We start from the raw sequence: 11705 nt of genomic DNA on the forward strand, positions 1-11705 counted from the left end.
ACTGTGTTCACTCACCGAGTGTAGGCAAGAGTGATCGGCGAAGACTGTCAATTCGTTTACAATTCAGAATATGATCGATATCAAGAGTCTGCTCGCCAACTGCCCATTGTTCTCCGGCTTTCCCCGGCCAGCGCTGGAGGATCTGGCGGCTATCGCCCGTACCCGCAGGTTCGAAGCGGATGAGCCGATCTACGACAAGGGGTCGGCAACGTCGACTCTGAATATTATTGCCTCCGGCGTGGTGCGCATCAGTTCGGTCAATTCTGCGGGCAGGGAGGCCACCCTGATCATGTTCAGTGCCGGCACCTGGTTCGGAGATTCGGTGTTTTCTCCCGGTATGCGGCGGGTCTATGGGGCCAGGGCACACGAGGCGGCGACCATCGTTGAAATGCCCGGTGACGCATTCCGCCAGCTTATGGGGAGATACCCGGAATGTTACCCGGTGATCCTCGACATGGTCAGCCGCCGCCTATGGGCGGCCATGTCTATCATTGAAGACGATGCCCTGCGAGGCATCGCCGCACGGATTGGCCGGCGGCTGCTGTTCCTTGCGGAGATCCAGGGCAACCGTGAGGCAGGCTCGGAGCCGGTGACCATCTGGATTACCCGGGAACATATTGCCAACATGATGGGGATGACCCGCCAGGGCATTCATCAATGGATCAAGGGCTTCGAGCGGGAGGGGCTGCTGGAGTTGTCTTACGGCCGGATCGTGCTGACGGACCCGGCTGCTTTACAGCATCACCTGGAGAATATTGATTAGCCCCGGCCCGGTGGGGCCGGAGGCCAGTCAGGATCCGGTTTTGGGAGTCGCTTTTTTACGGGGGGCTTTGCGGGCCCCGGTACCTGCTTTCTTCGTTCCGGCCGCGGAGCTGGCCGGCGGAGGCAGCACCAGACTTTCAAGCTCATCCAGCGCTTCGCCGGTGTAGACAGCCAGCTTCTGCATGCTTGGCAGCGTGTCGCGGCAGCCCGTGAAGCCAAAGTTCAGTGAACCGGCATAGCTCAGGCAGGTAATATTGAGCGCACCACCATGGGCAATCAGCGACACCGGATACATAGCTTCCAGTCGCGCCCCTTCGTAATAAAGGGTTTCTTCCGGACCCGGCACATTGGATATGGTGACGTTGAACACCGGCCGCATGCGCCCGCCCAGGCCTGACATCAGTTGCAGAATATACGGTGACATCAGCAGCATGGTGTACTGGGTCAATGCCTTGCGGGGCAGTTTCTGCAGGTGCTGCTTGGCCCGTCGTGTGGACTGCTTGATGTTCTGTAGCCGGGTCAGCGGGTCAGCCTCATTCGTGGCCAGCGAGGCAATCATGAAGCTGATCTGGGTGCCGGTGCCCTGGTCATCCACGGGCCGGATATTGACCGGAATTCCTGCGGTCAGTGGCGTGTCCGGCAACCCCTCCTGTTCCAGCAGAAACCGCCGCAGGGCGGTGCCGCACAGATAGAGCACGATATCGTTCAGGGAGCCGTTGGTGGCGTGGGAAACCTGCTTGATGCGTTCCAGCTGGTAGTGCTGGGTGGCAAAGCGCCGCTGGCCGGTCACCCGGTGGTTGAGGGCTGATACCGGGCCGGCGAACGGAGGTGTGAGGCCATCCTCCGGGTGTCGGGCCGAATGGATCAGACGGTTCATGGCGCCCACAAGCCGAGGGGCCATGTCGGCCTGCAGCTTCAGGGCCTCCATTGCCTGGGAAAACGCGGCGGGAACACTGGCCTCGGTGTCGGTCTTGCTACCGCGGGTGCGCTCCGGGCGCACCGACCACGGCGGCAGCATATTGATTTCGCCCGGGTCTTTGCTCAACACACGCTGCATCAACCGGACACCGCTGATGCCATCGATCATCGAGTGGTGCATCTTGGTGTAAAGGGCAAAGCGGTTATTCTCCAGGCCCTCAATAATATGGCATTCCCACAAAGGGCGGGCAAAATCCAGGGGATTGGAGTGCAGCCGGGATACCAAGATGCCCAGCTCGCGCTCGCTGCCAGGGCGCGGCAGTGCCGAGTGGCGCACGTGGTAATCCAGGTCCAGCTTCTTGTCGACCTTCCAGGACGGAGCCACCACGCGGCCGAGAAATCCGGAAAACGCCAGTTTGTAACACCAGGGCGGTGCAATATCGGCTTCTGCTTTCATGCGCGCCAGCATGTCCCTCAGAAAGGTCTCCGGCGCATCTTCCGGCAGTGAAAAAATCTGCAGGTTACCAACGTGCATCGGCGTATCTTCCGACTCTACTGCCAGCCAGGATGCATCCAGTGTTCCCAGGCGTTTCATTCCTTGTCCTCTTGCGTGGTGAGCAGCCAAACTGCACGTTATTAACTGCGTTTGGGTTCGTATAGTTGTTGATCGCAAGTATACGCAACAACAGGGATAATCACACGACGAACGGCGCGAAAGGTTTCACTTTTTTTGCTTCGCTTGTGCTATTTTCTTTCGCTGGCTAACGTCATTAAAACAACAATCCGTGGAGGCACCGTGGAGTCCAGTCCCCTGATTTCTGCAGGGCTGCCGATCGCTCTGTTCATCATCATGATCGGTATCGGAATGACCCTGACGGTCCGGGATTTTCGCCAGGTGGCTGTTTATCCAAAAGGCATGATCGTGGGAACCATTGCCCAGATACTGCTGATGCCGCTGATTGCCTTCGCAATTGCTGCCATGCTCAATCTTTCTCCCGCCATTGCTGTGGGCCTTGTGATTATTGCCGCCTGCCCTGGTGGCACCACCTCCAATCTGTTTGTGTTGCTGGCACGGGGAAATATCGCCCTGTCGATTGTGCTGACGGTGACAGCCAGCCTCATTACCATTGTCACCCTTCCATTACTGACCAACTATGCTCTACAGCTTTATGCCGGAACCGAGGAATCCATCGCTCTGCCGGTGGGTCGCACGGTTGGCATGCTGATAGGTATCGTGCTGTTCCCGGTCGCTATCGGCATGGTTTTTCGTACCCGGGCACCGGCGCTGTCCCATCGTGCGGAAAGCGCCGTGAGTGTGTTCGGTGGGGTGGTGCTGGCGCTGTTGGTGGTTGGACTGGTCTGGGGTGTACGTGACCAGATCTGGGACCTGCTCCGTCAGGCAGGCCCGGCAACGCTGTTGCTGAACCTGGCCGGAATCTTCCTGGGCCTGCTGGCCGGACGGGCTGCCGGGCTGACCCAGCGGGAATCCATCGCTGTTGCTGTGGAGCTTGGCATCAAGAACAGTACCATTGCCCTGCTGGTGACCCTGACGTTACTTGAGTCCAGCACCATGTCGATTCCGGCGGCGGTGTACGGCGTGCTGATGTTCCCCATCGGCTTTGTGCTGGCGGCGTACGGTCGAAAAATCATCCCTGCCCCGATCATTGCGAGACCAGCACCATGAACTTTCTTAACGGAATGACGCTGCTGCTGGTCTATCAACTGGTGGGCGAAGTCACCGTTCGCCTGCTGGCGGTTCCCATACCCGGCCCGGTACTGGGTATGGTGATGCTGTTCCTGACCCTGATGATCCGGGGCCGCACGCCAGAGCCAGTGGAGAATGCCTCAACGGCTTTGCTCAGCCACCTGTCCCTGTTATTCGTCCCGGCCGGAGTCGGCATGATGGCCCATTTTGATCGCATCGCAGACGAATGGCTGCCGATCACCCTGGCCCTGTTTTTCTCCACCATCATTACCATGGTGGCCACTGCCGGCATCATGCAGTTAACCACGCGCTGGTTTGCCCGGCCGGAACAGGGGGGAGGGCAGGCAGATGAATGAGCCAGCCATCCGCGATATCTGGGTCTATCTCTCCGCTTCACCACTGCTGGGGCTAACTATAACGCTGCTGGCCTATGGTCTTGCCTATCGGCTGTACCTGAAATCCAATTCCAGCCCCCTGGTCAATCCGGTAGTGACATCGGTGGCGATGCTGATCGCTGTTTTGATGATGACCGGCACCTCCTACAGCGAATATTTTGAGGGTGGGCAGTTTGTGCATTTTCTGCTGGGGCCGGCCACCGTGGCGCTGGCGGTGCCCCTGTATGAGCAGTTTTCGCGGCTACGCCAGCTATGGTTGCCGGTGACGGTTTCCCTGGTCTGTGGTGTGGTGATTGCCGCGGGCAGTTCGATCGGTCTGGCCTGGCTGCTTGGCGGCTCCACCGAAATCCAGATGTCCCTGGCGCCAAAATCTGCAACCGCGCCCGTCGCCATGGGTATTTCAGAGACTATTGGCGGCATTCCCTCCCTGACCGCCGTATTGGTGGTGGCAACGGGTATCGTCGGGGCGGTGCTCGGTACCAAACTGTTTGAGTGGATGCGTATCACCGATGACAGCGTGAAAGGCATCGCCATGGGGGTAGCGGCCCACGGCATTGGCACGGCCCGGGCCTTTCAGGTCAGCTCCCAGATGGGCGCTTTCTCGGGGTTGGCCATGGCTCTGTCGGCATTTGCGACCGCCCTGATCGTGCCATGGCTGGTGGATCTGATCGGGATTTGAAGAGCAATCGTTGATTTCCGATCTGATGAAAGTCAGTAATAACCCTCTCAATGGCAGCGATAGACGTTTCTTGAAGCAGCGCCAGGAAGAACTTTTTATGCCGGCCTGGAATGGGTATTCTGAAGGCCTGATAACAACGCAAACCCCAGGGTATTCATGACCATGCAAACCAAGTTTCTTCTCGAAGAAAGCCAGATGCCGAAGTACTGGTATAACCTCCAGGCAGATTTTCCGGAGCCGCTGCCAGCGGTGCTTCATCCCGGTACGCAGCAGCCGGTCGGGCCTTCCGATCTTGAACCGCTGTTTCCCATGTCGCTGATCGAACAGGAAGTGTCCACCGAGCGGGAGATCGAGATCCCTGAGCCGGTGCGCGACGTCTATAAACTCTGGCGTCCGGCTCCGCTGTACCGCGCTCACCGCCTAGAAAAGGCGCTGGGTACACCGGCAAAGATTTTCTACAAGTACGAGGGCGGCAGTCCTGCTGGCAGTCACAAGCCAAATACGGCGATTCCCCAGGCCTTCTATAACCGCGAAGCCGGCATTCGCACTCTCACCACGGAAACCGGCGCTGGCCAGTGGGGCACCTCGTTGTCGTTCGCCGGCTCCCTGTTCGATCTGGATGTGACAGTGTTCCAGGTAAGGGTTTCCTACAACCAGAAGCCCTATCGCCGTGCCGTGATGGAAACCTACGGTGCGAAATGTGTGGCTTCACCGTCAGAGCTGACAGAATTCGGGCGCAAGGTACTGGCGGAGAATCCGGACCATACCGGCAGCCTCGGCATTGCCATTTCCGAGGCGGTGGAACTGGCGGTACAGGATCCGGGCACCAAGTATGCCCTGGGCTCGGTGCTGAACCACGTATTGCTGCACCAGAGCATCATTGGCCTGGAGTCCATGCAGCAGATTGAGATGGCGGATTGCTGGCCGGATGTCATTGTGGGTTGCACTGGTGGTGGTTCCAACTTTGCCGGCATTGCGTTCCCGTTCATGGGCCATGCGCTGCGCGGTGGACAGAAATCCCGGATTGTGGCGGTAGAGCCTTCTGCCTGCCCGACCCTGACCCGCGGCAGGTACGCCTATGACTACGGTGATACCGCCCACATGACGCCGCTGACCAAGATGCATACCCTGGGTTCCGACTTCACCCCACCGGGTTTCCATGCTGGCGGCCTGCGTTATCACGGCATGGCGCCCATGGTGTCTCACGCCATGGAGTTGGGGCTGTTCGACGCGGTGTCCTATACCCAGCGGGAATGCTTCGAGGCCGGCGTGCTCTTCGCCCGCAACGAAGGCATCGTGCCGGCACCGGAAGCCAACCACGCCGTCAAGGGCGCCATCGACGAGGCCCTGCGCTGCAAGCGGGAAGGCAAGGAAGAGGTGATCCTGTTCAACCTGTGCGGCCACGGCCATTTTGATATGGCGGCCTATACGTCGTATTTCGCAGGTGAGCTGAGCGATTACGAATACGACGAGCAGGAACTGGCGATGGCGCTGTCGGGACTGCCTTCAGTCTCGGCGTAAACAGGCTCTGATGAGGAGTGACCGGGGGGTCACTCCTCATCCAGTTCCTTCACCGGGCAGTGGGCCTCTTCCACCACCCGGCCATCATCTACACTCTCCAGATGCACGTCGAAACCCCACAGCCGGTGTACATGGCGCAGCACTTCCTCAGTGTCGTCCCCTAATGGCACCCGGTCCACGGGAATGTGCCGCAGGGTCAACGAGCGATCGCCCCTGACATCCACATTCCATACCTGGATGTTGGGCTCCCGATAGCTGAGGTTGTATTGCCGCGCCAGTTTCTCCCTGAGCGCACGGTAGCCCGGATCGTCGTGGATCGCGGTGATGCGGTACACGTCTTCTTCATCATCGTTCTGGATGGCAAAGAATTTCATGTCCCGCATCACCTTGGGCGACAGAAACTGCTGGATGAAGCTTTCGTCCTTGAAGTTCTTCATGGCGAAATGCAGGGTTTCCACCCAGTCTGTACCTGCAATATCCGGGAACCATTCCCGGTCCTCGGCGGTCGGGTTTTCGCAGATGCGACGGAGGTCGGTGAAGATGGAAAAGCCCAGGGTGTAAGGGTTAATGCCCGAGTACCAGGGACTGTCAAACGGCGGCTGGTAGATCACCGCGGAATGGCTCTGGAGGAACTCCAGCATGAAGCCGTCGTTCACCAGGCCCTTGTCGTACATGCGGTGCAACAGTGTGTAGTGCCAGAAAGTTGCCCAGCCCTCGTTCATCACCTGGGTCTGGCGCTGGGGGTAGAAATACTGCGCCAGCTTGCGCACGATGCGAATCAGTTCCCGTTGCCAAGTTTCCAGCAGCGGTGCGTTTTTCTCGATGAAGTAGAGAATGTTTTCCTGGGGCTCTTCCGGATAACGCTGCTTGCGCCGGATCGGGTCTTCATCATCGTCCAGCTTCGGAATCGTTCGCCAGAGATCGCTGAGACGGCGCTGCTGGTATTCTTCCCGTTCCTTTTGCCTGCGCGCTTCTTCCGCCGCGGAGATAGGCGCGGGACGTTTGTAGCGGTCCACCCCGTAATTCATCAGCGCATGGCAGGAATCCAGAATCTGCTCGACCGCGTCCACGCCATGCCGCTCCTCGCATTCGGCCACGTAATCCCGCGCAAACACCAGATAGTCAATAATGGCACTGGCATCGGTCCAGGTACGGAACAGGTAATTGCCCTTGAAGAACGAATTGTGACCGTAGGAGGCGTGGGCAATCACCAGTGCCTGCATGGGCAGGGTGTTCTCTTCCATCAGATAGGCGATGCAGGGATTGGAATTAATGACGATTTCGTACGCCAGTCCCATCTGGCCCCGCTGGTAACCTTTGGATGTCGACAGGAACTGCTTGCCGAAGGACCAGTGGTGGTACCCCACCGGCATACCCACGGAACTGTAGGCGTCCATCATCTGCTCGGCACTGATCACTTCCACCTGGTTGGGATAGGTGTCCAGCCCGAACTCCGCCGCACACTTGGCAATTTCCTCGTCATACTTTTCAAGCAGCGGAAACGTCCACTCGGAGCTGGTGGAAATCGGTTCGCGGATTTTAGGCGCGTTGGGTCTGTCCATGGTGTCGGTCATGCGGCTTTCCTCTCGAACAGCTGGCGGAAGACCGGATAGATTTCACCGGGATCGGCGATCTGTTGCAGGGCGAAGCTCTGGGGGAATCGCTCCTGGATCTTCTCGTACTCATACCACAGCATCTGGTGATCCTGGGGTGTGATCTCCACATAGGCGTAGTACTGAACCAGCGGTAAAATACTGTCGGCCAGCAACTTGCTGCAGATGGGGGAGTCATCGTTCCAGTTATCGCCGTCCGAAGCCTGGGCTGCGTAGATGTTCCACTCGGCGGGGGAATAGCGGGATTCGATGATCTTGTGCATCAGTTTCAGCGCGCTGGAAACAATCGTGCCGCCGGTCTCCCGTGAATAGAAGAACTCTTCCTCGTCCACCTCCTTGGCGCTGGTGTGGTGGCGGATAAAGACCACGTCGATCTTCTTGTAGTTTTTCTTCAGGAACAGGTACAGCAGAATAAAGAAGCGTTTGGCGATGTCCTTGTGCATCTGGGTCATGGACCCGGATACATCCATCAGGCAGAACATCACGGCACTGGTGGCCGGTTGAGGCTGCTTCAGATGCTGGCGGTAACGCAGATCGATCTCGTCGATGAAAGGGATGCGGCGGACATTGGCCTTGAGTTCGGCGATCTCATCCTCCAGCGCCTTGATCTGATCCTCGTGGCTGAAGGCGGGGTCCAGATCTTCCGGGGCGCTCTTCAGTGCCGCCAGCTGTGCTTCCATCTCGCGGATTTTCTTCTTGCGGGCACCACCCAGGCCCAGCCGCCGCGCATGGGCACCTCGCAACGAGCGCACTACATCCAGTTTGGCGGGAACGCCCTGGGTGGAAAAGCCGGAGCGAACGTACTTGAACGCTTCGGTATCCTTCAGCCTCTTGCGGGCAAGATTGGGCAGTTCGAGGTCATCGAACAGAAAATCCAGGAACTCTTCCTGGGTGATCTGGAAAGCAAATTCATCCATGCCTTCACCGTCTGGGCTTGCCTGGCCTTGTCCCTGGCCCTGACCGCCGCCCCCGGGGGGCTTGGGCACGGTATCCCCGGCCACAAACTCCTTGTTGCCCGGATGCACCACTTCCCGTTTGCCACCCTGGCCATGATGAAAAATCGGTTCGTCGGTATCCCGGGAAGGGATGCTGACATTTTCACCGCGTTCGATGTCGGTGATAGAGCGGCGGTGAACCGCATCCGCCACCGCCTTCTTGATGTGGTGACGGTAGCGACGCAGGAACCGTTCCCGGTTTACCGCACTCTTGTTCTTTCCGTTCAGTCGCCGATCGACTACGTGGGTCATACCCATAGTTTCACTCCAGTTCAGCGCATGAGAGCTGACTTATTGAGACTTACGAACCCGCAGGTACCATTCCGCAAGGAGACGGACCTGTTTCTCCGTGTAGCCTCGATCGACCATACGCTCGACGAACTGCTTGTGCTTGTTCTGGTCTTCCTGGCTGGCCTTCGGATTGAAAGAAATCACCGGAAGCAGGTCTTCGGTATTGGAGAACATCTTCTTCTCGATCACGCTGCGCAGCTTTTCGTAACTGAGCCAGGACGGATTGCGCCCCTGGTTATTGGCCCGTGCCCGCAGCACGAAGTTGACCACCTCGTTACGGAAATCCTTTGGATTACTGATGCCCGCCGGTTTCTCGATTTTTTCCAGCTCATCGTTAATGGCTGACCGGTTGAGGATTTCCCCGGTCTCCGGATCGCGGTATTCCTGATCCTGTATCCAGAAGTCGGCATAGGTCACGTAGCGGTCGAACAGATTCTGGCCGTACTCGCTGTAACTTTCCAGATACGCGGTCTGGATTTCCTTGCCGATGAATTCCACATAGTGGGGTGCCAGGAACTCCTTGATAAACCGCAGGTAGCGGTCATGGGTTTCCGCCGGAAACTGCTCCTGCTCTATCTGCTTTTCCAGCACATACAGCAGGTGGACCGGGTTGGCAGCGACTTCGGTGGTGTCGAAGTTGAACACCTTGGACAGGATCTTGAAGGCAAAACGTGTCGACAGCCCGTCCATGCCCTCGTTCACACCGGCCGCATCCCGGTATTCCTGGATCGACTTGGCCTTGGGATCGGTATCCTTGATGTTCTGGCCGTCGTAGACGCGCATCTTGGAGAAAATACTGGAGTTCTCCGGCTCCTTGATGCGCGACAGAATGGAGAACTGCGCCAGCATGTCCAGGGTGTCCGGGGCGCAGGGGGCACCGGCCAGGGAACTGTCACGCAATAGTTTGCGGTAGATATCAATCTCTTCGGTAACGCGCACGCAATAAGGCACCTTGACGATGTAAACCCGGTCGAGGAAGGCCTCGTTGTGCTTGTTGTTACGGAAGGTCTGCCACTCGGACTCGTTGGAGTGGGCCAGTATGACACCGTCGAAGGGCACGGATCCCATGCCCTCGGTGGTGTTGTAATTGCCTTCCTGAGTGGCGGTCAGCAGCGGGTGCAGAACCTTGATCGGGGCCTTGAACATCTCCACGAATTCCAGCAGGCCCTGGTTGGCTTTGCACAGGCCACCACTGAAGCTGTAGGCGTCCGGGTCATCCTGAGAGTAGTCCTCCAGCATGCGGATGTTTACCTTGCCCACCAATGCGGAAATGTCCTGGTTGTTGTCGTCCCCCGGTTCGGTCTTGGAAACACCGATCTGGTCCAGAACCGACGGGTACATCTTCACCACCCGGAACTGGCTGATGTCACCGCCGTATTCGTGCAGGCGCTTTACCGCCCAGGGGGACATGATGGACTTCAGATAGCGGGACGGAATGCCGTATTCTTCTTCCAGAATCGCCGCGTCTTCCGCCGGATCGAACAGGCCCAGCGGGGATTCGTTCACCGGCGAACCCTTGATGGCATAGAAGGGCACTTTCTGCATCAGAGACTTGAGCTTTTCTGCCAGCGAGGATTTACCACCGCCGACGGGCCCGAGCAGATACAGGATCTGTTTCTTCTCTTCCAGGCCCTGGGCTGCGTGGCGGAAGAAGGAGACGATATTCTCGACCGCTTCTTCCATACCGTAGAATTCCGAGAATTCCGGGTAGCGCTTGATCACCTTGTTGGAAAAAATGCGTGACAGTCGGGAGTCACGGGAGGTGTCGACAGGTTCCGGTTCGCCGATTGCCAATAACATCCGTTCTGCGGCAGTGGCGTATGCCGCCGGGTCCTTTTTGCAGATCTCCAGGTATTCCTCAAGAGTGTATTCTTCCTCCTGAGTCGCTTCATACCGGTCTTTGAAGTGCTGCATGATGGTCATAGATGGCCCCTCGCTTGCTCTCTTACTGTTTAATAGACAGCTTTTAGTTCACGCAATTTCCCCGTTGCTATTGGATCCGCCACTCCGGACGGGTGTTAAGGTTATGGATGGAAGTATAGGGAGTACCGAACCGAAAAACGCTGGTACTGTATTTCGGTTCGGTTACTTTGAGCTTAGTTCAAGCTTCGGGAGTTGGACAGGGAGAGAAACGTTAAGGTTCATTAAATTATGATTTAGCGTTTACGGAGCCGGAACACGCTTTCAGTGGCTCCCGCCAGCCCTTTGCGCTTGGTGAAGGGGTGGTCCTTTGCCAGGGTGTTGGTCAGGATATGCTCTATTTCGTAATCGTCGGAGTAGAGTTCCCGCACTTCGTCGTCGCTGACGTTGAAGGGCGGGCCCTTGATCACGGTATCGTAGTCCAGGGTGATCAATAGTATCCGTGTCCCGTCCGGAATGACTGCGGTCAGGTGGTCGACGTAGTCCTTGCGCATGTGGGGTGGCAGCGCGATCAGGGCGGCGCGGTCGTACACCAGCTTTACGTGTTTCAGGTCATCCGGCACGATCTGGAAAAAATCGCCGCACCAGAGTTCCAGCCCATCGTGTTTGAAGGTAATGAAGGGCTCGCCGGGATGGACCTTCGCTTTTTCGCCGCCCTCCTCGAAGAAGTCCTTGCAGGCGACTTCACTCAGTTCCACACCAATCACGGGGTGGCCGCGGTCGTGGAGCCACCACATGTCGTGTGCTTTTCCGCACAGGGGAACAAACACAGCGCCGGTGCCATCGCCGGCCAGTTCCGGCCAGTGGTCGTAAAGGTATTGGTTGACGGTGCCTTCGTGGAAGCCGATTTCTTTCTTGGCCCAGCGTTCATGCCAGAATTCATGGTCCATATGGGTTCCCCTTTTT

General features: G+C 57.8%; 10 protein-coding genes. 5 read left to right on the forward strand and 5 right to left on the reverse strand.

Annotated features, from left to right (window positions below):
* Positions 1-70 precede the first annotated feature (70 nt).
* Positions 71-763, forward strand: a complete 693-nt coding sequence (locus DIT71_RS02860; protein ID WP_114611677.1) for a Crp/Fnr family transcriptional regulator — start codon at positions 71-73, stop codon at positions 761-763.
* 27 nt (positions 764-790) lie between these two features.
* Here DIT71_RS02860 and DIT71_RS02865 read toward each other — a convergent pair whose 3' ends face one another.
* Entirely contained in the window at positions 791-2275 is a 1485-nt protein-coding gene (locus DIT71_RS02865) for a WS/DGAT/MGAT family O-acyltransferase (protein ID WP_114611678.1), read from the reverse strand.
* A 201-nt stretch (positions 2276-2476) separates the two neighbouring features.
* Here DIT71_RS02865 and DIT71_RS02870 point away from each other — a divergent pair, with 201 nt between their 5' ends.
* The 4 genes from DIT71_RS02870 to DIT71_RS02885 all read left to right on the forward strand — a co-directional run bounded on the left by DIT71_RS02870 (position 2477) and on the right by DIT71_RS02885 (position 5980).
* Entirely contained in the window at positions 2477-3364 is an 888-nt protein-coding gene (locus DIT71_RS02870; RefSeq protein WP_114611679.1) for a bile acid:sodium symporter family protein, read from the forward strand.
* A complete protein-coding gene (locus DIT71_RS02875; RefSeq protein ID WP_114611680.1) occupies positions 3361-3741 on the forward strand; it encodes a CidA/LrgA family protein in 381 nt (126 codons plus the stop codon). Before DIT71_RS02870 ends, DIT71_RS02875 begins: the two co-directional genes overlap by 4 nt.
* Entirely contained in the window at positions 3734-4459 is a 726-nt protein-coding gene (locus DIT71_RS02880) for an LrgB family protein (RefSeq protein ID WP_114611681.1), read from the forward strand. The genes DIT71_RS02875 and DIT71_RS02880 overlap by 8 nt, the downstream gene beginning before the upstream one ends.
* A 162-nt stretch (positions 4460-4621) precedes the next feature.
* Positions 4622-5980, forward strand: coding sequence for a TrpB-like pyridoxal phosphate-dependent enzyme (locus DIT71_RS02885; protein ID WP_114611794.1), 1359 nt, complete (start codon positions 4622-4624; stop codon positions 5978-5980).
* Between the two features lie 29 nt (positions 5981-6009).
* Here DIT71_RS02885 and DIT71_RS02890 read toward each other — a convergent pair whose 3' ends face one another.
* From DIT71_RS02890 to tmpT, 4 genes are all read right to left on the reverse strand, one after another.
* Positions 6010-7554: a SpoVR family protein gene (locus DIT71_RS02890; RefSeq protein ID WP_114611682.1), complete on the reverse strand. Its 1545-nt coding sequence runs from the start codon at positions 7552-7554 to the stop codon at positions 6010-6012.
* Entirely contained in the window at positions 7551-8846 is a 1296-nt protein-coding gene (locus tag DIT71_RS02895; protein ID WP_114611683.1) for a YeaH/YhbH family protein, read from the reverse strand. The genes DIT71_RS02890 and DIT71_RS02895 overlap by 4 nt, the downstream gene beginning before the upstream one ends.
* Before the next feature lie 33 nt (positions 8847-8879).
* Positions 8880-10802: a PrkA family serine protein kinase gene (locus DIT71_RS02900; protein ID WP_114611684.1), complete on the reverse strand. Its 1923-nt coding sequence runs from the start codon at positions 10800-10802 to the stop codon at positions 8880-8882.
* A gap of 233 nt (positions 10803-11035) precedes the next feature.
* The gene (gene tmpT / locus DIT71_RS02905; RefSeq protein ID WP_114611685.1) at positions 11036-11689 is read right to left on the reverse strand and encodes a thiopurine S-methyltransferase; all 654 of its coding nucleotides are present in this window, start codon (positions 11687-11689) and stop codon (positions 11036-11038) included.
* Positions 11690-11705 lie beyond the last annotated feature (16 nt).

The sequence above is a fragment of the Marinobacter vulgaris genome (assembly GCF_003344045.1).
GTDB lineage: Bacteria > Pseudomonadota > Gammaproteobacteria > Pseudomonadales > Oleiphilaceae > Marinobacter > Marinobacter vulgaris.

Coding starts and splice junctions, on each gene's coding strand:
- DIT71_RS02860 (WP_114611677.1), top strand. CDS start 71: ATGATCGATATCAAGAGTCTGCTCGCCAACTGCCCATTGTTCTCCGGC.
- DIT71_RS02895 (WP_114611683.1), bottom strand. CDS start 8,846: ATGGGTATGACCCACGTAGTCGATCGGCGACTGAACGGAAAGAACAAG.
- DIT71_RS02890 (WP_114611682.1), bottom strand. CDS start 7,554: ATGACCGACACCATGGACAGACCCAACGCGCCTAAAATCCGCGAACCG.
- DIT71_RS02880 (WP_114611681.1), top strand. CDS start 3,734: ATGAATGAGCCAGCCATCCGCGATATCTGGGTCTATCTCTCCGCTTCA.
- DIT71_RS02875 (WP_114611680.1), top strand. CDS start 3,361: ATGAACTTTCTTAACGGAATGACGCTGCTGCTGGTCTATCAACTGGTG.
- DIT71_RS02885 (WP_114611794.1), top strand. CDS start 4,622: ATGCAAACCAAGTTTCTTCTCGAAGAAAGCCAGATGCCGAAGTACTGG.
- DIT71_RS02865 (WP_114611678.1), bottom strand. CDS start 2,275: ATGAAACGCCTGGGAACACTGGATGCATCCTGGCTGGCAGTAGAGTCG.
- tmpT (WP_114611685.1), bottom strand. CDS start 11,689: ATGGACCATGAATTCTGGCATGAACGCTGGGCCAAGAAAGAAATCGGC.
- DIT71_RS02900 (WP_114611684.1), bottom strand. CDS start 10,802: ATGACCATCATGCAGCACTTCAAAGACCGGTATGAAGCGACTCAGGAG.